Source organism: Comamonas thiooxydans, from assembly GCF_002157685.2.
In the GTDB taxonomy this organism is placed as follows: domain Bacteria; phylum Pseudomonadota; class Gammaproteobacteria; order Burkholderiales; family Burkholderiaceae_C; genus Comamonas; species Comamonas testosteroni_H.
Window position 1 is genome coordinate 4,275,932 of the sequence record NZ_AP026738.1, and the last position, 24,413, is coordinate 4,300,344.

21 protein-coding genes and 1 pseudogene are annotated in these 24,413 nt (G+C 57.9%); 9 read left to right on the top strand and 13 right to left on the bottom strand.

Going from position 1 to position 24,413, the window contains the following annotated elements:
- Window positions 1-38: 38 nt before the first annotated feature.
- The 10 genes from CTR2_RS19850 to CTR2_RS19895 form a co-directional block, all read right to left on the bottom strand.
- Entirely contained in the window at window positions 39-914 is an 876-nt protein-coding gene (locus CTR2_RS19850) for a LysR substrate-binding domain-containing protein (protein ID WP_087084501.1), read from the bottom strand.
- Window positions 915-980: 66 nt separating this feature from the next.
- Complete coding sequence (locus CTR2_RS19855) at window positions 981-2,171, bottom strand: CaiB/BaiF CoA transferase family protein (protein ID WP_254913242.1); 1,191 nt, start codon at window positions 2,169-2,171, stop codon at window positions 981-983.
- The gene (locus CTR2_RS19860) at window positions 2,161-2,916 is read right to left on the bottom strand and encodes a CoA-transferase (RefSeq protein WP_087081630.1); all 756 of its coding nucleotides are present in this window, start codon (window positions 2,914-2,916) and stop codon (window positions 2,161-2,163) included. The genes CTR2_RS19855 and CTR2_RS19860 overlap by 11 nt, the downstream gene beginning before the upstream one ends.
- Window positions 2,913-3,725: a CoA transferase subunit A gene (locus tag CTR2_RS19865; RefSeq protein WP_254913241.1), complete on the bottom strand. Its 813-nt coding sequence runs from the start codon at window positions 3,723-3,725 to the stop codon at window positions 2,913-2,915. Before CTR2_RS19865 ends, CTR2_RS19860 begins: the two co-directional genes overlap by 4 nt.
- A 473-nt stretch (window positions 3,726-4,198) precedes the next feature.
- On the bottom strand, window positions 4,199-5,227 hold the full coding sequence (locus tag CTR2_RS19870) for a Bug family tripartite tricarboxylate transporter substrate binding protein (RefSeq protein ID WP_140400992.1): 1,029 nt from the start codon (window positions 5,225-5,227) through the stop codon (window positions 4,199-4,201).
- Window positions 5,228-5,384: 157 nt separating this feature from the next.
- The gene (locus CTR2_RS19875; RefSeq protein ID WP_087081624.1) at window positions 5,385-6,374 is read right to left on the bottom strand and encodes a Bug family tripartite tricarboxylate transporter substrate binding protein; all 990 of its coding nucleotides are present in this window, start codon (window positions 6,372-6,374) and stop codon (window positions 5,385-5,387) included.
- Window positions 6,371-7,600, bottom strand: coding sequence for a M20 aminoacylase family protein (locus tag CTR2_RS19880; protein ID WP_087081622.1), 1,230 nt, complete (start codon window positions 7,598-7,600; stop codon window positions 6,371-6,373). Before CTR2_RS19880 ends, CTR2_RS19875 begins: the two co-directional genes overlap by 4 nt.
- 10 nt (window positions 7,601-7,610) lie before the next feature.
- Window positions 7,611-9,050 carry an NAD-dependent succinate-semialdehyde dehydrogenase gene (locus tag CTR2_RS19885; protein ID WP_087084500.1) on the bottom strand — a complete coding sequence of 480 codons (1,440 nt, stop codon included), beginning with the start codon at window positions 9,048-9,050 and terminating at the stop codon, window positions 7,611-7,613.
- A 106-nt stretch (window positions 9,051-9,156) separates the two neighbouring features.
- Entirely contained in the window at window positions 9,157-10,698 is a 1,542-nt protein-coding gene (locus CTR2_RS19890) for an acetolactate synthase large subunit (protein ID WP_087081620.1), read from the bottom strand.
- Window positions 10,699-10,748: 50 nt separating this feature from the next.
- Window positions 10,749-11,981 (bottom strand): aminotransferase-like domain-containing protein, encoded by a 1,233-nt coding sequence (locus CTR2_RS19895; protein ID WP_087081618.1) that lies wholly within the window; start codon window positions 11,979-11,981, stop codon window positions 10,749-10,751.
- 235 nt (window positions 11,982-12,216) lie between these two features.
- On the opposite strand from CTR2_RS19895, the gene CTR2_RS19900 reads away from it, so the two are divergent.
- Window positions 12,217-13,122 (top strand): LysR substrate-binding domain-containing protein, encoded by a 906-nt coding sequence (locus tag CTR2_RS19900; protein ID WP_310221418.1) that lies wholly within the window; start codon window positions 12,217-12,219, stop codon window positions 13,120-13,122.
- A 93-nt stretch (window positions 13,123-13,215) separates the two neighbouring features.
- On the opposite strand, the pseudogene CTR2_RS19905 reads toward CTR2_RS19900, so the two are convergent.
- Window positions 13,216-14,147, bottom strand: a pseudogene (locus CTR2_RS19905) (IS5 family transposase).
- A 428-nt stretch (window positions 14,148-14,575) separates the two neighbouring features.
- On the opposite strand from CTR2_RS19905, the gene rnk reads away from it, so the two are divergent.
- Window positions 14,576-14,983 carry a nucleoside diphosphate kinase regulator gene (gene rnk, locus CTR2_RS19910; protein ID WP_003074792.1) on the top strand — a complete coding sequence of 136 codons (408 nt, stop codon included), beginning with the start codon at window positions 14,576-14,578 and terminating at the stop codon, window positions 14,981-14,983.
- Between the two features lie 61 nt (window positions 14,984-15,044).
- On the opposite strand, the gene CTR2_RS19915 is transcribed toward rnk, so the two are convergent.
- A complete protein-coding gene (locus CTR2_RS19915) occupies window positions 15,045-16,217 on the bottom strand; it encodes an acyltransferase family protein (protein ID WP_087084499.1) in 1,173 nt (390 codons plus the stop codon).
- Window positions 16,218-16,471: 254 nt separating this feature from the next.
- On the opposite strand from CTR2_RS19915, the gene CTR2_RS19920 reads away from it, so the two are divergent.
- A complete protein-coding gene (locus tag CTR2_RS19920; RefSeq protein WP_087081613.1) occupies window positions 16,472-17,056 on the top strand; it encodes a GbsR/MarR family transcriptional regulator in 585 nt (194 codons plus the stop codon).
- 10 nt (window positions 17,057-17,066) lie between these two features.
- Here CTR2_RS19920 and gntR read toward each other — a convergent pair whose 3' ends face one another.
- The gene (gene gntR / locus CTR2_RS19925) at window positions 17,067-18,140 is read right to left on the bottom strand and encodes an HTH-type transcriptional regulator GntR (RefSeq protein ID WP_087081611.1); all 1,074 of its coding nucleotides are present in this window, start codon (window positions 18,138-18,140) and stop codon (window positions 17,067-17,069) included.
- A 182-nt stretch (window positions 18,141-18,322) separates the two neighbouring features.
- Here gntR and CTR2_RS19930 point away from each other — a divergent pair, with 182 nt between their 5' ends.
- The 6 genes from CTR2_RS19930 to eda all read left to right on the top strand — a co-directional run bounded on the left by CTR2_RS19930 (window position 18,323) and on the right by eda (window position 24,380).
- On the top strand, window positions 18,323-18,859 hold the full coding sequence (locus CTR2_RS19930; protein ID WP_003065728.1) for a gluconokinase: 537 nt from the start codon (window positions 18,323-18,325) through the stop codon (window positions 18,857-18,859).
- Window positions 18,860-18,878: 19 nt separating this feature from the next.
- The gene (locus CTR2_RS19935; protein WP_087081609.1) at window positions 18,879-19,385 is read left to right on the top strand and encodes a TRAP transporter small permease; all 507 of its coding nucleotides are present in this window, start codon (window positions 18,879-18,881) and stop codon (window positions 19,383-19,385) included.
- 6 nt (window positions 19,386-19,391) lie between these two features.
- Window positions 19,392-20,672: a TRAP transporter large permease gene (locus tag CTR2_RS19940; protein ID WP_087081607.1), complete on the top strand. Its 1,281-nt coding sequence runs from the start codon at window positions 19,392-19,394 to the stop codon at window positions 20,670-20,672.
- A 121-nt stretch (window positions 20,673-20,793) separates the two neighbouring features.
- Window positions 20,794-21,801, top strand: a complete 1,008-nt coding sequence (locus CTR2_RS19945) for a TRAP transporter substrate-binding protein (RefSeq protein ID WP_087081605.1) — start codon at window positions 20,794-20,796, stop codon at window positions 21,799-21,801.
- Between the two features lie 99 nt (window positions 21,802-21,900).
- Complete coding sequence (gene edd / locus CTR2_RS19950) at window positions 21,901-23,748, top strand: phosphogluconate dehydratase (RefSeq protein WP_087081603.1); 1,848 nt, start codon at window positions 21,901-21,903, stop codon at window positions 23,746-23,748.
- Entirely contained in the window at window positions 23,733-24,380 is a 648-nt protein-coding gene (eda, locus tag CTR2_RS19955) for a bifunctional 4-hydroxy-2-oxoglutarate aldolase/2-dehydro-3-deoxy-phosphogluconate aldolase (protein ID WP_087081601.1), read from the top strand. Before edd ends, eda begins: the two co-directional genes overlap by 16 nt.
- The last annotated feature ends 33 nt before the right edge of the window (window positions 24,381-24,413 follow it).

The window sequence follows — 24,413 nt, forward strand, 5'->3', positions numbered from 1 at the left end:
TGCGTTATAACGATACCCCGCTATACGCAGAGCATGTATCAGGAAGTCCAGTCCACTGTGCTGAATGCTGATAGCAGCAGCGCCGTAAGCGCATCGTGTTCATTGGAGGCGCGCGTGATCAACGACACCGGCCGCTCGAAATTCGGCAGCCGTACCACATGTAGATTGGGACTCTCATGCCAGGTTGCGCCGCGAATCAACGGAACGATAGAAATGCCCAGCCCTTGACTGACTAGGGCTGCGATTGCATCTAGCGAGTTCAGTTCCATCGACGGCTTGGTCATGACACCACGCTTTAGCAAAAACTCATCGATGAGCTGCCCAGCCCAAGTGCTGCGATCAAATGCAATGTAGGGTGTCAAAGACTTAAACGCCTGCACCAAGTCCTGAAGAGGCACTTCCGCTGGCATGAGCAGCGCAAAAGGCTCGCTGTACAGATAGTGCACATTCAGGTTAGTTGGAAAGCGTTGTGGGGGCTCGGTAACGATGGCCATGTCGAGCGTGCCACGATTTACCTGTGTCATCAGTTCGCCGGAGATGCCGGCAATGATTTTCAGCTCCAGCCCAGGATTCTTCAGTGTCATCTCTTTGAGCAACTGCGGCAGCACGCCGCCCAAGGCACTGTTAATCACCCCCAGGGAAAGAAAGCCACCAATAGGACCGCCCCCCTTGAGCGCCTTCATCTCTTCATAGATGGACACGATTTTTTCTGCTAGCGGAACCAACTGACGCCCTGCAGAGGTGAACTCCAAAGAGCGCTTGGTGCGCAGAAACAGAGCAACACCCAGCTCGTCCTCCATGTTCTTAAGTTGCACACTGACTGCAGCTTGAGAAAGATGCACCTTCTCCGCTGCAGCGACTATGGTCCCATAGCGGTGCAGTGCCAAAAACGACTGTAGCGATCTGATCAACATGGCATAGCTCCGAACTTTGTTGCCATCCCCGGACTCCATGGGAGCCGGAGATGAATACCAAGTGGACTATACGGAAGGCTTTCGAGGCAGTACGCTTTCGTAAGCAGTTGGGTCAATGCCCTGTTCTTTGAGCACTTCATCAGTATGCTGCGCAAAAGCCGGTGGACGGCTACGATACGTCGCCGGTGTACGCGAGAGCTTCACTGGAGCCCCTGTTCCACGGTAGTCATCGATGTCCACAATCATTCCCCGATGATGGGTATGAGGGTCGTCCACAACTTGGTCTATGGTGCGCACCGGCCCGCACGGCACACCTGCCGCCACCAGTTCTTGCGAAACTTGCAGACCATCGCGCTGAGACAACAGCCCCACCAACTCCTCACGCAGAGCTTCCCGATGGAGATTACGCGACGCATTCGTCACAAAACGCTCGTCCGAACTAAGCCCAGCTCTGCCTAGCACTTTGCACAGCGTCACAAACTGTCGGTTATTGCCCACTGCTAGAAACAGCGGTACTGTGCTGGTCTCGAACGCGTCATAGGGGCAGATGTTCGGGTGACGATTGCCCGAGCGCTGAGGTACTTTCCCATTGAGATAGAAGTTGGGCAAATGCGGATGCAGCATGGACACGCCGGAGTCGTAGAGCGTGGCTTCGACAAACTGCCCCTCACCGCTACGATTCCGCTCCTGCAATGCGAGCAAAATGCCGATCACACCATTCATGCCTGTGACCATATCAATGATAGGCACGCCCATTCGCAAAGGCTCACCCTTTGGCTCACCATTTACGCTCATCAGACCGGTCATAGCCTGCACTGCAGCGTCGTAACCAGGTTGGCCGCCATAAGGGCCATCAGCACCAAAACCGGAGATACGGCAGTGCACGAGCCTCGGAAAGCGCTTACGCAGCGCGTCCCCTCCGAGCCCCCACTTCTCTAGCGTGCCAATCTTAAAGTTCTCAACGAAGACGTCGGCATCCTCCAGCAGTCGCAGCAGTAGCTCCTGCCCAAGTGGCTGCGTCATATCGATAGGCACATCTCTCTTGTTGCGGTTCACACCAATGAAATAGCTCGCAGCATCGCCCACAAAGGGAGGCCCCCAAGCACGTGTCTCATCCCCCATCGGGGGCTCAACCTTGATCACGTCGGCGCCGTGATCTCCCAAGATCTGGCCACAGAACGGGCCACCCAGCACACGGCTGGCATCAATCACACGCACGCCTGCCAGCGCACCTGTACTCATTGGTTTATTCAGCATGAGCAATCTCCTGGGTCAGCTGCTTGGCAAAATCGGGGTAAGTTTCCTGGAGCTCATTAAGTACCCGGCCTCTGAGCAACGAAAGAGTGGCTGCATCAGGAGACGGGGTCACGCTCAGTTGTGGATCTACGTCGAAAGAAAAACCCGTTGCGGCTTGGATCTCGTCCAATGTGTGGCCGGGGTGCATATGCACAAGACGGAATCGTGCCTTCTTCGGGTCAAACATAAATAACCCAAGACTAGTGAGCAAGGCGTACGGACCACCTTTGCGGTAGACGCCAGGGTCACTAGTTCCAGGTGCACTGATGAAGTCAACCTTGTCCACGAACACTCGTGGCGAATGCTCTTCACGAAACAGAATCACCTTGGGCACGGTGAAGTACAAGTAAGCAGAGCCAAATGAGCCTGGCCAGCGCACGCGGGTGTTGGGGTACTCACCGATGCCGACGAGGTTGATGTTGCCCTGGCCATCGATCTGCCCGCCGCCCAGAAAAAATGCATCAATACGCCCCTGGCCTGCGCAATCGAACAGCTCCGTCGAGCCATTAGTGAAAAGATTGTGCTTCACCGACCCGAGAATGGACAAGCGCACTGCAGGCGCTTTGGCCACTTCCTTCTGCGCACGCAGCAACATGGCAGCCGCGGCAGGAATTGGCGAGGAAGCACCAACAGCCACATGGCGTGCCCCCTCCAGCAACGAAGCGATCGTGACGATCAACCGCTCCCGCAAAGTCACTGCGCTCATGCGTACACCTCCGCAATCCATTGCTGAAATCCCTCTTCGGTTCTTGCTTCTTGCGCATAGCGCTGCAGCGCGGCCGTGTCGGGCGCGTACTCACCCCAGAGACCATAGGGCCAGGCGCCTTTCTCGGCCAACGCAATGCCGTCGACATAGATGGCCGGCAGCACACCAGCAGCCATGACCTCATCGTCCAACAATCGATGATCGACGATACGTTCCACCGTCACAAAGGTCTTGCGACTGGCATATGCCATTGCCGCAAGCTCGCGCCTACGACCGATCCAGACATTACCCTCTCGATCCGCCATAGGAGCATGAAAGACCGATATATCGGGATGCAGCGCAGGAATCGCAACAACCGGATCCGGCTCAATAGCAAACAAGTTCTGCATGACGCGCCAGTCCGAGCGGTGCATCAGTACGTCCGTACCGATCAGGCCACGCAGCGTGGTAAACGGCGAGCCTTTCTGAGCAGCCATCAAACCAGCATGAATGGCCGGACAGGTGCTGTCTTTCATCTGAATCGAGCGGTTGATGATGGCACGCATAAAACATGGTGCCCCTCCAGCTTCCCCGAGGCTTACAGCGCTAGTTTCTAAGCTGCGAACCAACCCGGCGCCGATCAGAATATCGAACGATAGACCTGCCGTTGGTACTCCCACCAGATCCAGATTGTGCGGCGCTTGGCGTAGCAATGCAGGAACGATGGCCATGGGCACGCCGGCATAATCAACCGGCATGGCAAGCCGGCAACCATCGCTGATTTGCGCGGCAATATCTTCCACGCTCATCTCTGCCATTGTCTGTGGCATGTTGTCTCCTTACTTTCTCTAGATTTTCAAGCCCTCTTCACCCGAGAGCTTTTCTCATCATAAATATCTAAGTTTTTTGATGAAAACGAATATTTAAACCACTCAGCATCGGAAAAACCGATGCTAAAGTCAATCAGGGATGATGCCTTCCTGTTAAAAGAGCCAACCGATGCATCACAGCCTCACTCTTGAACTATTAGCTATAACGTTAGTCATCCATAGTTGAAATTACTCTCAACCGGCCATGAATACATACTCAGTCCATGGAAAATATTTAGGCTCAATCCCGACGCGTTAAGATCAACCCTGCTCAGAGCATTCTGAGAGAGCTTCGACTCACGTGCCTATTAATGTGTAATACCTACTACAACGGATTGCTTTGCTGAAGGCCTCCGACACCTCGGTATTCCGAATGTCGCTAAGGCTCCCGGCTTTGGATTAGGCGGGCACCGTTTATTTAGGTGCGAGCTCGATTAGTTCTGAACCAAACCAGAATTGATAATGAGAGGTGTCCAAGTTGCAAAATCTGATGCCATGACATTGGAGAAGTCGGTTGCGCCCTTATATTCCACCTCTATGATTTTTGAGATCTTTTCTCTGACTGAAGGATTTGCTAGCGTCTTCTGGATAGCATCTTGAAAACGCGCATTGAATGCGGCACTGGCCCTGCTGGAGCCAAGGAACCCTAGCCAAAGCTCAGCCTCTACATTCGAGATACCTTGCTCTGCCATTGTCGGAACATCGGAAAGTAGCGGAAATCGCTTGTGACCGAAGACACCGAGGACCTTTAGCTTCTTGCCTTTGTGACGCTCCACAAAGTCGCTTGCTGTATCGATCCCTGCATCCAACTGCCCGCCCATCAAGTCGTTCGCCATAGGAGCCCCTCCCTGGTAGCCGATTGGATTAGGCTTGAGCCTGGTCGCTGTAGCGAATCGCAAACCAGCCAAATGAGTCAACGAACCCGGTCCCATGTTTCCGTAAACGAGATCACCTTCTTGCTTACGCGTAAGTATGAACTCCTTGACGTTATGTGCCTTGTGCCCATAGGACACAGCCAAAGCCGCAGGCATTGTGCCGACTTGTGCCAGACCTACGAAATCCTCTTTGAACCGAAATTCCTTCGCATTCTGAAAAACGATGGAATTCACCAGCACACCGTTGAAGGCGAACACCACCGCGGCACCGTCTCCCTGGGAATTTTTCAATGCCGACAACGCGATGCGGCCTCCAGCTCCTGGCTTGTTTTCTACGATAGCCAAGCGCCCCGTGTGTTCCTTGAGACCATCCGTCAGCATACGTGCAATGACATCAGCAGTGCCTCCAGCAGAATAAGGAACAATCACGCGTAAAGGCATGCTTTGCGCATGGGATGCTAAGGGTGCGCTTGTGCAAAGTGCGGCAAGTGAAAGTGCGATGTAGTACCTACGATTTTTCACTATCTGTCTCCTTTTATCCGTACTCTTTCTTGAAAGAGAAGGATTTTCTTGTGCATTGAATTTCACTCATTCGTAAAATTTGAATAAGTCAGACCCATCATCTCCTTAACAGATTACTCTGTTCATTTCATTCAATAAAAATTCGAATTTTTCAAATCAGAACATTAATTGATTCCAATTCAATTAAGCGAATATCAAAATCACCTATTTTCTCTAAAAAATATCATTCAGCCTTAATATTGGCCTGCCTTATGATTTTCCCATTCTTCTCATAGGCAGATTGCATGGCTGCCGCAAACTGAGCTGCGGTTTGACTAAGTGCAATGTTGTCCAGCTTCTGTACCCGGTCACGCAAATCGGGCTGCTGCAACAATAGGTTGATTTCGATATTCAAGCGCTGCACGACTTCATGAGGCATACCGGCCGGAGCAACAAAACCGAAAAGCGAAGTCATATTGGCATCAGCATGACCGAGCTCGGCTAGAGTTGGCACGTCGGATACCGCAGGCAGACGCGCCGGAGAACCCACCGCAATGATCCGCAGCTTTTTTCGTTGAATCAGAGCGTTTACCGGCTCCGAGGGGTTGATCAACAGAATGTCATACTGCGCGCCCACTGCATCAGGGAGCAGTTGTGAATCGCCTTTGTATGGGATGGGAACTAGGTTGGCTCCGGTCTGGCGGCGCAGTTGCTCGATGATGATATGACCAACCGAGCCAAATCCCAGGCAGGCCATAGTCACACTACCCGACTTGGCTTGCACAAAGGCATCTGCAAGTGTTTTCCCTTTGAATGCTTCCGTAGCACAGACATACACCGGCGAATACATGACCGGTGCCACTGGAATGATGTCCTTCATGGGATCGAACCCGACCTTCATGAGATGCGGACTCAGCGTGATCGGACTGATAGGCGTAAACGCGAAGGTGTGACCGTCGCCGCCCCCTTTGACCATGGCATCGATGCCCATGGTCCCTGCAGCTCCAGGACGATTGTCCACCACTATGGATTGCCCAACAGCTACAGCCAGTCGTTGAGCTATCAAGCGCGCGATAATGTCAGAGACGCCGCCAGCAGAATAAGGAACGATCAGGCGCAGTGGCTTTTGAGGCCAGCTGCCCGACGCAAGTGCTTTCTCTGCGATGCCCCAGACGGCAGTCGATGCGAGAAATCTCAACGCCAGACGTCGCTCTTTGTTGAATTGATTTTTCATTGAACTTCCTTGTGGCTATCGGCAAACCAGCGACGCACTAGGCGATCCCAGAAACGGGCACCCAATGCAATGTTGTCGTCGTTGAAGTCATAGGAGGGGCTGTGCAAGTTGATGCCTGGCTGGCCGTTGGTTCCATTTCCTATGAAGCCGTAGGCGCCTGGAACTTGCTCAAGCATGAAGCCGAAGTCTTCGGCCGTCATAGCGGGCTGCACATCCGTATTTGCATTGGCATCTCCCACTAGTTCACGCATTACATCGCCCATAAAGCGTGCTTCATCCGATGTATTGCAGGTGCTGGGATAGCCTGGCTTCCACAACACGGTGGCCATGGCACCGTGTGCTGCTGCCACATGAGTCGCTATACGCTCAACCCCGTCCAGCATGCGCTGCAGCGTCTGCGATGAAAGCGTGCGACAGGTTCCATAAATGGCGGCATCGTCCGGAATGATGTTCTCTACTGTGCCCGACTCGATTTTCCCCACAGTGAGCGCCACGCTATCGAGCGGATCAGTTGCACGTGACACCAGCGACTGCAGTTGGCCGACGATGGCACAGGCTACAGGGATAGGGTCGATGGTGGTATGCGGAAGCGCCGCATGCCCACCGCGCCCACGAACACGAATCTCGAAGCGATTTGCAGATGCCATAATGGCCCCCGCCCTTACGCCCATTGCACCTGCCGGCAGCGTAGGCCAGTTATGCAGAGCAAACACGGCGTCGCAGGGGAACAGAGTGAAAAGCCCCTCCTCCATCATCACCCGTGCTCCTGCGCCGCCCTCTTCGCCGGGCTGAAAGATCAAATGCACCGTACCTTCAAAGTCCGCTCGCTTGGCCAGTAACGTGGCAGCCCCCAACAGCATGGCCGTGTGCCCATCATGGCCACAGGCATGCATGCAGCCGTCACTCGTACTCTTGTGCAGGAATGTGTTCAGTTCCTGGATGGGCAAGGCATCCATATCTGCGCGAATGCCTATAGCGCGTATCGCCCCATCAGCATTGGACTTTCGCCCCTGAATAGTTGCCACGATGCCGGTCCGTGCCAGCCCTCGGTGCACTGGTACACCCAGAGCGCCTAAATAGGTAGCGATCCTGTCAGCCGTGCGATGCTCCTGAAACTTAAGCTCGGGATGCGAATGCAGATCGCGACGCAGTTCAAGCAGCTCTCCTAAATAGGGTGAAATATCGGGGCTTTCGGGCTGAGGAGCACAAGAAAAAGTGTTCAGCATGAAAGCCTCATTAATGATTACGAACGACGATGGATCGCACGTTCAAATAAGCTTCTAGGGCTTCGGCCCCCCCTTCCGAACCGTAGCCTGAGTCCTTGATCCCACCAAATGGCAACTCCGGGCTAGTAGAGGCCGGCATGTTCAGCCACATCATTCCCACTTCCACCTTTCGCGACAGCAGATCCGCATTCTTCAGCGACTCAGTGAACCCGTATCCAGCCAGCCCGAATGGCAAACGGTTCGCTTCAGCGATCGCATCATTCAGATTTTTGAAAGAGCGGATGGACGCGATAGGTCCGAAGGGCTCTTCATTAAAGACCTTTGCTGACAGCGGCACTTCCGCGAGCACCGTTGGTGCCCAGAAGTTGCCCGTGGTCCCCAAGCGCTCTCCGCCCGCCAACAGTTGCCCTCCTTGCCTCTGGGCATCGTCAACAAACTCGGCCATCGCCTCTAGCCGTCGTGGATTCGCAAGTGGCCCCATCTCTGACTGAGGCTCAAGACCATTGCCCACTATCAAGCCACTCGCGTATCGAGAAAGCGCTTCCGAAAATGGTTGGACAACACTGTCATGCACCAGGAAGCGCGTCGGTGCGATGCAGACTTGTCCTGCATTGCGGAACTTGGCAAAACCCGTGGACTTCACCGCAAGGTCCAGATCGGCATCCTCGCAAACGATCACAGGGGCATGACCTCCCAGCTCCATCGTCACACGCTTCATATGCGCACCCGCGAGCGCTGCCAGTTGTTTGCCGACTCCGGTAGAGCCGGTAAACGTAACCTTACGGATCACGGGATGGACGATGAGATAGCTCGATATCTCCCCAGGGTTTCCATAGACCAATCCCAGTACGCCCGCCGGCAATCCAGCATCAGCAAATGCCGCAATCAATGCCGCAGGTGCTGCCGGCGTTTCTTCTGCCGCCTTTGCGATCACTGAACAGCCCGCCGCCAATGCGGGGCCTAGCTTCAACACCAGCTGATTGATGGGAAAGTTCCATGGCGTAAAAGCAGCCACCGGTCCCAGCGGATCACGAACCACCATTTGCCTTATGGAATGGTCGCGCCGCGATGGAACGAGGCGGCCGTACACTCGGGAGCCTTCGTCCGCAAACCACTCGATGATGTCGGCCGCCGCCATAATCTCGGCTTTGGCTTCTGCCAATGGCTTGCCCTGCTCCTGAGTAAGCAGACGGGCAATATCAGCGGCCCGCTCGCGGAGCAGCACAGCTACTTGGCGCATGATCTTGCCGCGTACTATGGGCAGCATATCGCGCCAGATCTCAAAGCCACGCTGCGCCGCCGCCAGTGCAGCGTCAAGATCCTCCCGGCTGGCGCAAGCCACTCGACCGATCTCCACACCAGTTGCGGGATTGAAAACAGGCAGCGTCGCACCGCCGGAAGCAGGCCGCCATCGGCCATCAATAAAGAGTTTGGTATCTGGATAAATCATGGGTCCACCCTTGCCCTCGAGCGAACGGATGCGCCGGAAAGCTGAGCTACGGAAGTGGGAGCGAGAATTGCCGCTGAAGGTGATGACGGGCCACCCCGCCACGCGCTCAGATCATTAGTTCAATGAGAAACGGCCCCTCTTTGTCAAAGCTGCGTTGCATCAGGTCTGCGCAGGCCTCCAGCGTGGTCGCTCGGGCCGCCTCCACGCCCATTCCGTTCGCCATCCTCACCCAGTCCAGTGCAGGATTCCCCAAGTCGAGCATACTCATTGCCGTTTCGCCCGGCGTGGCGCCGACATTGGCATATTCGCCAATAAGAATGTTGTATTTGCTGTTATTGAGAATGATGGTCGTCACAGGCAGTTGCTCACGCGCCTGTGTCCAAAGTGACTGCAGTGAATACATGGCCGACCCATCTGCTTGCAGATTGATGACGCGGCGCTGCTTTTTTGCGCCCAGTGCTGCGCCAGTGGCCACGGGCATGCCGTCCCCAATGGCTCCTCCAGCCAAGTGCAGCCAGTCATGCGCAGGTGCACCATGCGTGAACTTATAGAAGCCTCTTCCATAGGAGATGCTTTCATCGGAAACAATTGCGTTCTCTGGCATCACTGCCGCCAGCGTCTGAGCCAGTCCTTCGGGCGAGGGAGTGCCACGCACGGGCTCAGGCCTTGGCCCCGGGTCGGGCATGGGTACCTCTGCTGCCCCCAGCACTTTGACCAGCGCCTGCAGTGCTTCTACCGGGTCTTGGTCGGGCCGTGAAAGCGTCTGAAAAACAGCATCGCTACGGTGTTGGATCGATGGCATACCGGGGTAGCCGAAGAAGCCCACAGGCGGAGTTGCGTTTACCAAGATGATGTGGCGAAAGCTCTCCAGAGCTTTGATGGCGGCCTCCATGTTGTAGGGAACCCGCTCCAATTGCAGATGACCTCGACCCCGTGCCACATGGGATGTGACATAGCTGGCCATCACTTTTGCACCTGTTGCCTGCGCGATTCGCCAGGCCAGCGCCTGCCCCTTCGCCAGCACGGCTGGGCCAGCCAACAAAATCAGCACATCAGCGTTGTCTCTCAGAGTACGGGCTGCACGCTCCACCGCGCCACCATCAATGGCCGGCGGCTGTGGTGCCTTCATAGCCTGCCCCACCACTCCACCTTCCTGCCACGACACATCGGCCGGCAATATCAAGGTGGCGACCTGTCCAGGGAAAGTGCTCGCAGCACGAACCGCAGCCGCCGCATCACGGCCGAGGTCTTCAGTACTGGTACTCGTGTGTACCCAGGCAGAGACCGTCTGTGCCATGCCTGCGGTGTCGCCTGTTAAGGGCGCATCGAAAGGGCGGTGGTACACCGCTTGGTCACCCACAATGTTGACGATGCCGCTGCGCGCACGTCGCGCGTTGTGCAAGTTGCCCATGCCGTTGGCCAAACCGGGCGCGCAGTGCAGCAATGTGCAGGCGGGCTTGCCTGCTAGGCGGTAATAACCGTCGGCCATCCCGGTTACAACGTTCTCCTGCAGGCCCAGCACACACTTCATGCCGGGGACTTGATCCAGTGCCGCAACAAAGTGCATTTCACTCGTTCCAGGGTTGGCAAAGCAGGTATCAATACCTGTGGCCAACAATGTCTGTACTAGGCTCTTGGCTCCGTTCATATCGCTGTTTCCTTGGTTCTATTTGTCGTATGTCTGATAAATGCAGGCAATCAGGCCGGCAGCGCTTGCTTGCTCCTTGCGGCACGCGCTGCAACCAGGGCCTCCCCCAACCGACGGCAGCCTTGCGCCACCTCCTCCAGGGATGGGGAGGCAAAAGAAAGTCGCAATGTGAAACGGTCCACACCATCAGCCTGAAACCCCTCACCTGGCACAAACATCACACCGCGTGCAATGCCCTGCGTCAGCAACTCGGCAGCCGTGATATCGCCTGTCAGGCGAGCCCACACGAACATCCCGCCCGAAGGTTCATGAAAGCTGATGGCCTCGCCCAACTCATGGCGCAGGCCATGGACAAGCGCTCGACATTTAGCGCCGTAGGCTGCACAGATGTGCTCCAGGTGGGCGTTCAGACGCCCACTGGCCAGATACTCCGCAGCAATGCGCTGCACCCAAGGTGAGCTACCCACATCCGCAGTCTGTTTTGCGACCGAACAACGTCTCAGGATTTCAACCGGCGCAGCCGCCCAGCCAACACGCAAGCCAGGGGCGACAATCTTCGAAAGCGTGGACATGTGCACCACCCAATCCTTGGCACCTGGGATCTGGCTTGCAAGCGCCATCAATGAGGGGACAGTCTCTCCCGAAAAACGCAGCCCGCCATAGGGATCGTCCTCGGCCAGTACAAACTGGTATTGCACCGCTAGTTGTAGCAAACGGATGCGTCGATCTACGGGCAGCGTTGCACCCGATGGGTTGCTGAAGTTCGGAATGGTGTAAAGCAGCTTGGGCGTTTGACCTTGCGCGCTTGCTGCGACGAGCATGCGCTCAAGGGCCTGCACATCCATGCCTTCGGCGGTCACGGGCACTGCGCTGATCTGCGCTTGGTGTGCCTGTACTGCCTGGATATTGGTGGAATAAGTGGGCTGCTCGACGAACACACTATCGCCCTGCTCCACTAGAACGCGCAGCACCAGATCGAAGGCCTGCTGAGAGCCTGTCGTCACGATGATGTTCTCTGGGGTCGTGAGTACGCCTCTTTCATGCATCAGTTGCACCAAGGCATTCTTCAAACCAGAGGTTCCCTCCGTGGGGCCGTACTCCAGGCAAGCACTGCTGTTCTCAAAGGCTCTGTCCGAGGCGGCACTGAGCCCAGTCACGTCAAACAGTTGCGGGTCTGGATACCCCCCCGCAAAAGAGATCATTCCTGGCTCACTGAGGTGCTTGTAAAGCGCACGTATGGGAGAGCCTTTGGGATCGAGGTATACGGACGAGAAACGGTACATGGCAACAGCGCTGTTTGGAAGGTGGTTTTGCTCTCAATACCGGGAAAACCCGATGTATTGATTACGTAGGTCTTTCCAAAAACTCATTCATCAGCCTTCACAGAAAATGCAATGACTTGACATGAGCATCTGGTTTTAATGGATTTTTGTCCTTGCAACCCTACGCGTAAAGCAATTTAAAATTGCGATGTAATGACTTTTATGAATTACCATGCTACGCAACCGCATCCCTCCTATGGCCGCATTGATTGCATTTGAGGCTGCGGCCAGGCATGAAAGCTTCACACTTGCAGCACGAGAGCTATTTCTGACGGAAAGCGCTGTTTCACGTCAAATCAACGGTCTCGAATCCAATCTCAACATTCGTTTGTTCGTGCGCGTCAAACAGCGGGTGGTGCTGACCAAGGCCGGCCGCCTTTACAGCGAGCAGATCAGGGAATCGCTGCGCGCAATCGAGCGCGATACGCGCTCCATTTCTGCACATGGCAGCGGAGAAGGCAGCCTGGAGCTGGCCGTGCTACCCACTTTTTCATTGGAGTGGCTGATTCCACGACTGCCCAGTTTTTATGAAAAGCACCCCCATATTCGCGTGAATATGGGCGTCCGCTCCAATCCGTTTTCCTTCAATGAGGAGCATTTTGAGGCGGCCATTCATCACGGCAAGCCGATCTGGCCATGGGCAACTTCCGAGGTTCTGTTCGGCGAAGAAATGGTCGTGATTGCGCGCAAGGATCTGATCGGCGACAGCATCAAGCAAGCAGCCGACCTGCTGAAATTTCCCTTGTTGTTCTCAACTACACGCCAAGAGTCATGGAAGAAATGGTTCGCCGCAGCTCAACTACCACCTGACACAGTTCCCGAACGCAGCGTCGGATTCGAGCAGCACTCCATGATGATCCGCGCTGCAGAGTCGGGGCTGGGGATTGCACTGGTGCCAGAGTTTTTCGTACCTAAGACCGTCTGGGACAACGGCGTAGTCCGCGCACATTCACTATCCATTCCGGCGGATGACTCGTATTACCTCGTCTATCCGAACAACATGCGCCACAGTGCAACTTTGGAGGCGTTTCGCTTGTGGATTCTTGATGAGGCACGCACATTTGCGCAAACGCTTCCAACGCGTTCGCGCCCCACGGTCTGAGCGGTCAGACACCTACGCAGAATAAATAGAATCTAGAACGGCGCTGTTGCCTAAATCAGTGCCGGGCCAAACCTCCCCTGACCCCAGACGTGGCTATGCCACCGCCACCGTTTGCGGACAGCCTAGTTCAGTGAACCGATTGAGAATGGCGGCTCGGATGTGCAGTTCGTTGACCTGGCGCTCGAAGGTTCTAGACATGACCCGCTCGCCCAGGCGTTTAGTGCAGTGCATCTTGGTCTCCACCAGGCTGTGCTGGTGATACTCCAACTCTTCCATAACTTGCGTCCAAAGCGCCTGCATGCGGCAATCGCCGCATTGCGGTGCGCAAAGGCAACGCCTTTGCGCATCCGGGCATTCTTTCGCGCAGGGATGATGGGCATGGCATTGCGCTCCATCACTGCGGCATACACAGGCTGTGTGTCATGGGCTCCATCACCGGTAACGCTCAGCAATGACTCATCTGCCGGCAGTTGTGCCAACAAGTGCAGCACCACCACCGCATCGCTGACGTTGTTGGAGGTCACGCAGATAGCTCGCGCCTGCAGCGTCTGGGCATCAATGCCGCTGTGCAGCTTGCGCCACTGACGTCGACGTTCCGTGCCATGCTTTTTGCACTTCCATTCGCCTTCGCCAAGGAACTTGATGCCCGTGGAGTCGAGCAGCAAATTCAGTCAACCCGAACTGGGGCGATACGCTACTTGCACATCCAGACTGCGTTGTCTGCAACATAGCGCACTGAAGTCCGGAACAGGCCATGGCAGGCAGTCCAGACAAAGCCAACAGCGATTGCACAAAGCCGGTGGTCTGTCGCAAGGCCAAGCCAAACAGGTTCTTGATGCTCAGGCAGAACTGGATAGCTGCATCCGAGAACTGCGAGCTGCGCCCGCGTTTGCCGCTGATAGCGGCAAACCATGACATGGCCTTGTCCAACAGAAAGTCAGGGAGCCTCGCGCTTTGAGCGCAGCGTTGTATTGCTTCCAGTTGTTTGTGCGACAGCGGGACTTGGAATGCAGAGACTGACTCATCGCTCGAGGCTACCCGACTGTAGAGAGCGATTTATGCAACAACGCCGTCCAAAGGATGGGGAAAGTTTCTTCATAAAATAACTGCACATAAATACAGTTGTTCATTGCAAGAAATCGGTACTGACCATGGTTGCATCCCGGTCAATACGGTGAGAGTTGATTGAGTCAGATCTGGATGAAAAATGACCGCATCCGTTGCTCTATACGCATAGCACGCTCCATTAACTAGAGCAAGTTCAAAGTCAATCCGCACTCAGTGAGTGCGAGATGGCTTGGCAGTTTGCGATTCAGCGCCGACAATCTCTCCAATGCACCAAATTGGTGCCTTTCACTGAATGCCTTGGCCCGGACAACACCGTTGCCCGGGCTTTTGTCCGTTTGCGCAACGCCAAAGCGCCAACCACACCATCTCGCAAAGGAGTTACTACATGGAGCGCAAGCCCAATATCACTCTGTCCTCCTTGGACCTGGATCGCATTGAATCGCTGCTGGAAAAGAACAACAGCCAGTTCCCCGGCCGTGATGCACTGGAGGCGGAGCTGGACCGTGCGGATGTACTCGACCCCGCAGAAATACCCGCCAACGTGGTGACGATGAACTCCACCGTGCGCTTCACCATTCTCGAGATCGCCAAGACCAATACGCTGACACTGGTCTACCCCAAGGATATGGATGGCAGCACCGACAAGGTTTCCATCTTTGCGCCGGTAGGCATCGCCCTGCTGGGCCTGTCAGTGGGCGATGAATTCAAGATGCCTAGCCCTACCGGCCAGGTAACCGTGCGCGTGGATGCCATCGAGTTCCAGCCCGAAAGCGCGGGCGAGCTCCATCGCTGAACCAGCTCACCCAACGAAAAAGCAGCTCACCGGAGCTGCTTTTTTGCTGCCTGGATCAGACTCAGCGCAAGCCGGCCACCATGGTGGTCAGCAGACCCGCGCCGATCAGGCCTGCCTGCCAGCGCAGGGCCTGACTCCATGACGAAACATGGCGCTCCACCAATTGATACAGCGCGTAGCCGGCTGTCAGTGAAAGCACAAAGGCTAACGGGATGCCCACCACGGCGGCTGTGACCGAACCGTGCCAGAAATGGTTGACCACTGCGTTGACCAGCAGGCAGATGGAAAAGTGAATCAGGAATACCGAGTAGGAAATCTCTCCCAGGCGACGCAGCGGCGCAAAACCCTGCCAGCGGGCAATGACCTCGGTACGCATGCAGACGATCAGCAGCATCGCGGTCACGCCGGCGAGAAAAATGCGGTCGCGCCATTCATAGACCAGAGCGCCGATGATCAGAGCAGCAATCAGCATGCCCCAGCTCCAGGCCGTCAGGCGCCTGTCTGCTGCCACCGCCCAGAAGGCCATCATGCCGATGCCATAGGCACCCATGAAATAAATCGCCCATACATCCAGGTCTGCATCGAGATTGAAACTCAGCAGCGATGCAGCCGCCCCCGCGACCACCAGCCCCTGCATCCCAGTCACGGCCCAGGGCCACCAGCGCTTCATGGCCGTAGCGCCCCAGCGCTTCAGCACCCATTGCTGCAGCCAGCGCACTCCGGCCAGCAACAGCACGGTCGCGGCGAACAGCTGAAAGTCTATGGACACATACCAGACACCAGCCGACAGTGACTCCTCGCCCACAATGCCCTGCAGCAGCAGAGCATGGGCCATGAGCTGCCATAGATCGGGGTCGGCAGACACGGACTCGTGATCGAACCAGGGACGAATCGCCGCAGACACCACAATCGTCACCACCAGTGCCACGGCATAAGGCACGACCAGACGCACAAAGCGCTTGCCGATCTTGGACCAGGGTGAATCAAACCGCGCAAGCCCCATGGGAGCCAGGCTGGCTGCAGCCAGAAAACCGCCGATCACCAGAAAGATCTGCACGGCCATACGGGCGTACTCATAGAGCCAGTCCAGCAGGTCGGGCATGACAGGGTGAGCCACATCGGACATGGGGCCGTAGAAAGCCAGGTGATGCCAGACGATGGCAACACAAGCCAGCCCCTTGGTACAGTCGATCAGGGCACTGCGGGAATGAGAGGAAATAGAACTTTGAACCATCAGATCACGGCCGCCGGGCAGCCCCCATGGGCAGCCCGACGGCAGGGTGAGTTTGCCCGGCAACAGGCAACGTAAAAAAGCCGACCTAAAACAGGATGGCGATTTTGCGCCGATTCCCAACAATTTGCTGACAGCGTTGCAAGTTTTACGAAACATATCTGCGCGGGCTTCATGCACCAAGCATGAAAAAAACCAGGGCGATTGCACTCCGGCTTGATTTCCCTGCCCCACTGAGAACCTCGGGCAAAGGCACAATGGAGGCTATGACGCAAGCCAAACCACTGTCGGAGCTGAGCCGACAATTTGTTTCGCATTTCGGCGAGATGGGCAGCCGCTGGGGCATCAATCGCACCGTGGGGCAGATCTATGCCCTGCTGTTCATTTCGCCCGAGCCGCTGAACGCAGACCAGATTGCCGACACGCTGGAATTCTCGCGCTCCAATGTGAGCATGGGGCTCAAGGAGTTGCAGGCCTGGCGGCTGGTTCAGCTGCGTCACCAGCCCGGCGACCGGCGCGAATACTTCCAGGCACCCGAGGATGTCTGGGAAATCTTCAAGCGACTGGCCGAAGAGCGCCGCCGCCGCGAGATCGAGCCCACGCAGTCCATGCTGCGTGCCGCCATGATGGAAGAAGCCAGCACCGACGAAGAACGCTACGCCCAGCAACGCATGCGCGATATGCACGAACTCATCGACAAGCTGATGAGCTGGTTTGACGATGTTCAGCGTCTGTCGCCAGAGACAGCCATGCAGCTTATGGGCATGGGCTCCGCCGTGACGCGACTGCTGGACCTGAAAGACAAGATTACCGGGCGAAGCAAGTCAGGCTCGGAAGCCTGACGCCGGCAACTCAGGTGCTGGCCCTGGGCACCAGCCTGAAGCCCAGATCCACACTGGCCTCTCTGACGGTGTCCCCTGCCAGCAATTGCAGCAGCATGCTGGCAGCTTTTCTGCCCACTTCATCCCTGGGTGTATGGATGGTGGTCAGAGGCGGCACCATCTGATCACTGCCAGGCAGGTCGTTGAACCCGGCGACCGCCACCTGCTGCGGCACCTTGACCCCCATGCGATTGGCCTCCAGCAATGCGCCTTGCGCAATGTCGTCATTGCAGAAAAAGATGGCATCCACCGTGGTCTGGGCCTTGAGAAGCGTCTCAAACTGCCTTGCCCCCAGCGCCAGCGATGAGCGCTCGGGATTGAGAATCTCCAGGCTCTGGTCATACAGGCCGGCCTGTTTGAGCACCTGCCGATAACCTTCCAGGCGCTGCATGACACGCGCGTCGAGCTGGGCTCCGCAAAATGCGATGCGTCTGTATCCCTTGTCCAGCAGATGGCGGGTCATTTCAGCGCCCGCTGCAATCTGCGAGAAACCCACGCTATAGCAATCGGGAGCGCTACCGGGCTCGCGCAACTCCATGAGATGCACGCGCGGCACGGGATTGGCAGCCAATAATTTCCGCGACTCTTCGCTGTGGTCAAACCCGGTCAGCAACAGTCCGGCAGGCCGCATGGGCAGATAGGCCCGCAGCAACTGCTCTTCCTCCGCTGGGTCGTAGTGGGTCACGCCGATCAGCATGTGATAGCCCTGGGCAAACAGCACCTTGTGCACAGCCTCCAGGACCTCCACAAACAAGGTGTTGGAGAGCATGGGTACCAGTACCAACACCTGGGTGCTTTTTTGCGAGGCCAGTGCACGCGCTGCCAGATCGGGCACATAACCCAGAGAAGCCGCAACCTCGCGCACTTTGTCGACCAGGGCAGCAGCCACTCTGCGCTCTCCGCGCAAGGCTCTGGAGACCGTCATCGGACTCACGCCCGCAGCCTGCGCCACATCGCTGAGGGTGACACGCCCGCTGGCGCGAGATCGCCTTGAAGAAGCACTGTCTGCCGGGGTTTCACTCTTGGTACGGGTCTCGGGAGGCAAGGGAATCTCCTAATCAGATGCCTGAGGTTTTTTGATTATGATAGCGCTATCCAGACTTGAAATGAAGTCTGTGGAAGCAGCTTGATGAAAGCACTGACTTGCCTTCGACCGAGGTCTGAAGCCCATCTCAGAAAGCAGCAGGCTGCTCATTTTTTAACCATATCGGATAGCGCTATCCAAAAATGATTCAAAGCAAGATCCAGCCTCAGGGCACCATGTCGGCACTGGTCGTCATGGGAGTTTCTGGCTGCGGCAAATCGAGCGCAGGAGAAGCCATCGCCCGTCAACTGGGGTGGACCTTGGTGGAAGGCGACAGCTACCACTCCCCCCAGAGCGTGGCCAAGATGCAGGCCGGCATTGCCCTGACGGATGCCGACCGCGAAGGCTGGCTGGAGCGCCTGGCGCAGCGACTGGCCCAGGCAGATGCCGAACACGGCCTCGTGCTGACCTGCTCGGCGCTCAAGCGCAAGTACCGCGACCAGTTGCGCAGCGCCCAGCAACTGGGTTTTGTGTTTCTCGATCTCGACTATGCCACGGCCCTGGAACGCGTCCAGACCCGACCCGGGCATTTCTTCTCGCCCGACCTGGTGGCCAATCAGTTCACGACGCTGGAAGACCCGCGTCAGGAGCCTGATGTTCTGACCGTCAGCGCCACCATGAATCTCAACGACATCGCGCTCGCGGCCCGGCAATGGGCAAGGCGCGAATCCCAAGCATAAAGACAGCAGGAGACAGCCAATGTCTGAAGATCGCAAAGAGGCACAGGGCCGCAAGCCATGGCTCAAGCGCCTGGCCGAAGGCCTGATGGTGCTGGCCCTGGCCGGCATGGTGGTTGCCGTTTTCGTCAACGTGGTGCTGCGCTACGTTTTCCACACCAGCATCGTCTCCTATGAGGAGATCTCGCGCCTGCTGTTTGTGTGGCTGGTGGCCATCGGTGCCATCGTGGCGGCTTTTGAAGGCGCCCACCTGGGCTTCGACATGGTGACATCGCGGGTCGGCCCGGCCACCCGCAAAGTCCTGTTCTGGGTCTCGCAGCTGCTGATCGGCACCTGCATGGCCCTGCTGCTGTGGGGCTCCTGGGAGCAGGTTATTGCCGGCTGGAGCAGCTACAGCACCGTGCTGGGCTATCCCCTGGCTCTGGGCGCAGCGGCAACGCTGGTGCTGGCCATAGGCATGTTGCTGGTTGTGGTGCGCGACATGTTGCGCGGCACCCCGACCGAGTCTTCCGAAACCAGCGTGGAGTAAGGCGCCATGATCGTCACCCTGATTTTTCTCGCCGTGCTGATCGGCGGCATGGTGATCGGCATGCCGATTGCCCATGCACTGATACTCACCGGCGTCGCCCTGATGTGGCACCTGGACTTTTTCGACACCCAGCTGCTCGCGCAGAACCTGCAGGCCGGGTTCGACAATTTCCCGCTGCTGGCCGTGCCCTTCTTCATACTCGCGGGTGAGCTGATGAATGCCGGCGGCCTGTCGCGCCGCATCATCGATCTGGCCCGCGCCTTTGTCGGTCATATTCCGGGCGGCCTCGGTTATGTGGCCATCGGCGCAGCCGTGCTGCTGGCCTCGATGAGCGGATCGGCCATTGCCGACACCGCCGCGCTGGCCACCATTTTGCTGCCGATGATGCGCGATCAGAAGTATCCCGACAGCTACAGCGCCGGCCTGCTGGCGTCGGGCGGCATCATAGCCCCCATCATTCCGCCCTCGATGCCGTTCGTGATCTACGGCGTCACCACCAATACCTCGATCAGCAAGCTGTTTCTCTCAGGCGTCGTGCCCGGCCTGTTCATGGGTGCATTTCTGATCGGGGCCTGGTGGTTCATCGCGCGCAAATACCAGCTGACCTCGGGTGAGCGCGTGAGCTGGGGCCTGCGCCTGAAGGCACTGGCCAAGAGCTTCTGGGCCATGATGATGCCGGTCATCATTCTGGGCGGACTCAAGGGCGGCGTGTTCACGCCGACCGAAGCCGCCGTGGTGGCCGCGGTCTACGCGCTGTTCGTGTCCATGGTGGTCTACAGGGAGATGAGCTGGAGCAGGCTCTACGAAGTCTTTCTGGGCGCATCCAAGACCACCGCCGTGGTGATGTTCCTCTGCGGTGCGGCCACCGTGACCGCCTACATGATCACGCTCGCCGACCTGCCCAATATGCTGGCCGACAGCTTCTCGGGCCTGCTGGATCAGCCCATGCTCTTCATGGCCGTGATGATGCTCTTCCTGCTTGTGGTCGGTACCGCCATGGATCTGACCCCGACCATTCTGATCTTCGGTCCGGTCTGCGCGCCGCTGGCCGTCAAGGCCGGCATCGATCCGGTGTACTTCGGCTTCATGTTCATCTATGTGGGCTGTATCGGCCTGATCACCCCTCCAGTGGGCACGGTGCAGAACGTGGTGGCCGGGGTTGGCAGGCTGCGCATGGAAACCGTGATCAAGGGCACCAATCCCTTCCTGATGGTCTATGTGCTGCTGGCAGTGCTCTTCGTGATCTTCCCTCAGCTGGTCACGGGTCCGCTCAAATGGATGCACTGAGAACGGCATTTCATTCATGAAAGCTTTTAAGTTCATAGCATGGTGCGCACTGGAATCAAGCGCACCACGACAGTTCCAATTTCATCAAAGGGCCCAGGCCCAAACAAGCAAGGAGACGGGTATGCGTATCAAATTTGCAGTCGCAGGACTCACGGCAATGCTGCTGGCCGCAGGTGCCGTTCAGGCGCAGGACTTCAAGCCCCGCCTGGTGCGGTTCGGCTACGGCCTGGTGGAAGACTCCAACCAGGGTCGTGCCGTGCGCATGTTCGCCAAGGAAGTGGAAAAGGCCAGCGGCGGCAAGATGAAGGTCCGCGCCATCGGCAACGCCTCCCTGGGCTCGGACACGCAGATGCAGCAGGCCCTGATCGGCGGCGCCCAGGAAATGATGGTCGGCTCCACCGCCACGCTGGTGGGCCTGTCGCCCGAGATGGCGATCTGGGACACTCCATTTCTGTTTGCCAACACCAAGGAGGCCGACGCCGTGCTGGACGGCCCCGTGGGAGAGAAGGTCAAGGCCACTCTGGAGCCCAAGGGCATGGTCGGTCTGGTCTATTGGGAAAACGGCTTTCGCAATCTGACCAACAACAAGCGCCCCATCACCAAGCTGGAAGATCTGCAGGACGTGAAGCTGCGCGTGATGCAGAACAACGTCTTCCTGGACAGCTTCAAGACCCTGGGCGCCAATGCCGTTCCCCTGCCCTTCTCCGAGCTGTTCACGGCGCTGGAAACCAAGGCCGTGGACGGTCAGGAAAACCCCTTCAACACGGTGCTGTCGAGCAAGTTCTATGAAGTGCAGAAGTACCTGACCGTCTCCAACCATGTCTACAGCCCCTGGATCGTGACGGTCAGCAAGAAGTGGTGGGACACCCTGAGCCCTGCCGAGAAGAAGGTGCTGCAGGATGCTGCAATCAAGAGCCGTGAATTCGAGCGCAAGGATACGCGCGAAGAAGCCGCCAAGGCTCTGGCCGAGATCAAGACCAAGGGCATGCAGGTCAACGAACTGCCAGCCGCCGAAGCAGGCCGCATGCGCGACAAGCTCGGCACCGTCAATGCCGGCATTGCCAAGTCCGTGGGTCAAGGCACCTGGGATTCTGTGCAGAACGCCGTCAAGCAAGCTCGCGCCAAATAAGCGCGCAACCATGGAGCCATGCCCCGGGCATGGCTCTCACTCATTCCAAGACAATGCCTGCGCCCCAAGCACAGGCATTGCTGCCCAAGGACTTTCATCATGGCACTTCACCCCGTTCTGGACCAGGTGACGCGGCGCATCCAGGAGCGCAGCCGCGCCAGCCGCTCCGACTATCTGGCACAGGTCGATGCCATGGCCGCGCGCCCTCCGCAAGTACGCACCATGGGCTGCGCCAATGTGGCCCACGCCTTTGCGGCTCTGCCCGGCACGGACAAGATTCGCATCGTTGAGGAAAAAGGCCCCAATGTCGGCATCGTCACGGCCTACAACGATGTGCTCTCCGCCCATGCGCCGTTTGCGCACTACCCCGAGATTCTGAAAGACGAGGCCAGACGCAACGGCGCCACGGCCCAGGTCGCCGGCGGTGTGCCCGCCATGTGCGATGGCGTGACCCAGGGCATGCCGGGCATGGAGCTGAGCCTGTTCAGCCGCGACACGATTGCCATGTCCACCGCCGTGGCTCTCACGCATGACACTTTCGATGCGGCCCTGATGCTGGGCGTCTGCGACAAGATCGTTCCCGGCCTGCTCATCGGTGCCCTGCACTTCGGCCACCTGCCCATGGTGTTCGTGCCTGCCGGCCCCATGACTTCGGGCCTGTCCAACAGCGACAAGGCCAAGATACGCGAGCAGGCGGCGCAGGGCCTGGTGGGCCGGCAGGAACTGCTGGCCGCAGAAAACGCGGCCTACCATGACCAGGGCACCTGCACCTTCTACGGCACGGCCAACAGCAATCAGATGCTGCTGGAAGCCATGGGCCTGCATGTTCCCGGCACAGCCTTCATCAACCCCGCCGACGCGGAGCGCGAACTGCTTACACGCGAAGCCATGCGTACCGTGCTGTCCATCACCCGGGGCCGCCGCTTTGCCCCCATCGGCCATGTCGTGGACGAGCGCTGCATCGTCAACGCCATGGTGGCCCTGCTGGCCACCGGCGGCTCCACCAATCACCTGATCCACTGGGTCGCCGTGGCCCGTGCCGCCGGCATCATCATCGACTGGGATGATTTCGAGCAGCTGTCTGCGGTGGTTCCGCTGCTGGCCCGCGTCTACCCCAATGGCAGCGCCGATGTGAATCAGTTCCAGGCTGCAGGCGGCCCCGGCTATGTGATCGCCCAGTTGCTGCAGGCCGACCTCATGCATGGCGACGTGCTCACGGTGAGGCCCGAAGGGCTGGCCGCCTTCGGGCGCATCCCCCGTGTCGAAAACCATCAGCTGCAATGGCGGGATGCGGGCAGCTCCGGCGATGACACCGTGCTGCGCCCTGCCAGCCGTCCATTCAGCCCTACGGGCGGCTTGAAACTGCTCAAAGGCAATCTGGGCCGCAGTGTCATCAAGATCAGCGCCGTACCTGAAGATCGCCACGCACTGCGGGCACCGGCATGGGTCTTTGATTCTCAGGATGAGCTGCAGGCGGCCTTCAAATCCGGTGCGCTGGAGCAGGCCTGCCAGACCAATGGCTTCAATGGCGTCGTCTGTGTGGTGCGCTGGCAGGGTCCGCAGGCCAATGGCATGCCCGAGCTGCACAAGCTCACCCCTCCGCTGGCCGTTCTGCAAGGCAAGGGCTATGTCGTGGCCCTGGTCACCGATGGCCGCATGAGCGGCGCATCGGGCAAGGTTCCTGCCGCCATCCATGTCAGTCCCGAAGCACTGGCAGGCGGCCCGCTGGCCAAGGTGCAAAGCGGCGACGTCATCGTGCTCGATGCCCCCACCGGCCTGCTGCAGGCCGAGCTGACGGATGCCGAATGGGAAGCCAGGCCGCTGGCCATCATGCCCGCCGAGCTGCAGCAGGCCAATCACCGCGGCCTGGGCCGTGAACTGTTTGCCGGATTCCGGCGCAATGCGCTGAGCGCAGAAGAAGGAGCTTGCACATGGCTGCTCAAATGACCGCCTTGTCCATCATGCAGGATGCACCGGTGATTCCGGTCATCGTGCTGCACAACGCAGAGCATGCGGTGCCCATGGCCAAAGCACTGCTGGCGGGCGGCATCAGGGTTCTGGAGGTCACGCTGCGCACGCCTCAGGGTCTGGCCTGCATAGAGGCCATCGCCAAGCAGCTGCCCGAGGCCATCGTCGGTGCGGGCACCGTGCGCAATGCGGCCGATGCCGCTGCGGCTGCTCGGGCTGGCGCAAGGTTTGCCGTCAGTCCCGGCTACACCAGCAAGCTGGGCCAGGCCTGCCGCGATCTGAACCTGCCGCTGCTGCCCGGTGTCGCAACCAGCAGCGAAATCATGATGACTCAGGAAGATGGCTTTACCGAGCTCAAGTTCTTCCCCGCTGTGCAGTCGGGCGGCATCCAGATGCTGAAGGCCTGGCAAGGTCCATTCGGAGAGCTGCGTTTCTGCCCCACGGGCGGCATCTCGCCCGGCAACGCGGCGGAGTTTCTGGCACTGTCCAATGTGGTCTGCGTGGGCGGGTCCTGGCTGGTCCCCGCCAGTGCCGTGGAGAGTGGCAACTGGTCGCTCATCACCGAGCTGGCTCAGGCCACACAGGCGTTGAGAAGCTATCGCACGGCCTGAGCAAGACAAGGCCTTATCCATAAAAAAAGCCCG

Coding starts and splice junctions, on each gene's coding strand:
- CTR2_RS19850 (WP_087084501.1), bottom strand. CDS start 914: ATGTTGATCAGATCGCTACAGTCGTTTTTGGCACTGCACCGCTATGGG.
- CTR2_RS19855 (WP_254913242.1), bottom strand. CDS start 2,171: ATGCTGAATAAACCAATGAGTACAGGTGCGCTGGCAGGCGTGCGTGTG.
- CTR2_RS19860 (WP_087081630.1), bottom strand. CDS start 2,916: ATGAGCGCAGTGACTTTGCGGGAGCGGTTGATCGTCACGATCGCTTCG.
- CTR2_RS19865 (WP_254913241.1), bottom strand. CDS start 3,725: ATGCCACAGACAATGGCAGAGATGAGCGTGGAAGATATTGCCGCGCAA.
- CTR2_RS19875 (WP_087081624.1), bottom strand. CDS start 6,374: ATGAAAAATCAATTCAACAAAGAGCGACGTCTGGCGTTGAGATTTCTC.
- CTR2_RS19880 (WP_087081622.1), bottom strand. CDS start 7,600: ATGCTGAACACTTTTTCTTGTGCTCCTCAGCCCGAAAGCCCCGATATT.
- CTR2_RS19885 (WP_087084500.1), bottom strand. CDS start 9,050: ATGATTTATCCAGATACCAAACTCTTTATTGATGGCCGATGGCGGCCT.
- CTR2_RS19890 (WP_087081620.1), bottom strand. CDS start 10,698: ATGAACGGAGCCAAGAGCCTAGTACAGACATTGTTGGCCACAGGTATT.
- CTR2_RS19895 (WP_087081618.1), bottom strand. CDS start 11,981: ATGTACCGTTTCTCGTCCGTATACCTCGATCCCAAAGGCTCTCCCATA.
- CTR2_RS19900 (WP_310221418.1), top strand. CDS start 12,217: ATGGCCGCATTGATTGCATTTGAGGCTGCGGCCAGGCATGAAAGCTTC.
- rnk (WP_003074792.1), top strand. CDS start 14,576: ATGGAGCGCAAGCCCAATATCACTCTGTCCTCCTTGGACCTGGATCGC.
- CTR2_RS19915 (WP_087084499.1), bottom strand. CDS start 16,217: ATGGTTCAAAGTTCTATTTCCTCTCATTCCCGCAGTGCCCTGATCGAC.
- CTR2_RS19920 (WP_087081613.1), top strand. CDS start 16,472: ATGGAGGCTATGACGCAAGCCAAACCACTGTCGGAGCTGAGCCGACAA.
- CTR2_RS19930 (WP_003065728.1), top strand. CDS start 18,323: ATGATTCAAAGCAAGATCCAGCCTCAGGGCACCATGTCGGCACTGGTC.
- CTR2_RS19935 (WP_087081609.1), top strand. CDS start 18,879: ATGTCTGAAGATCGCAAAGAGGCACAGGGCCGCAAGCCATGGCTCAAG.
- CTR2_RS19940 (WP_087081607.1), top strand. CDS start 19,392: ATGATCGTCACCCTGATTTTTCTCGCCGTGCTGATCGGCGGCATGGTG.
- CTR2_RS19945 (WP_087081605.1), top strand. CDS start 20,794: ATGCGTATCAAATTTGCAGTCGCAGGACTCACGGCAATGCTGCTGGCC.
- edd (WP_087081603.1), top strand. CDS start 21,901: ATGGCACTTCACCCCGTTCTGGACCAGGTGACGCGGCGCATCCAGGAG.
- eda (WP_087081601.1), top strand. CDS start 23,733: ATGGCTGCTCAAATGACCGCCTTGTCCATCATGCAGGATGCACCGGTG.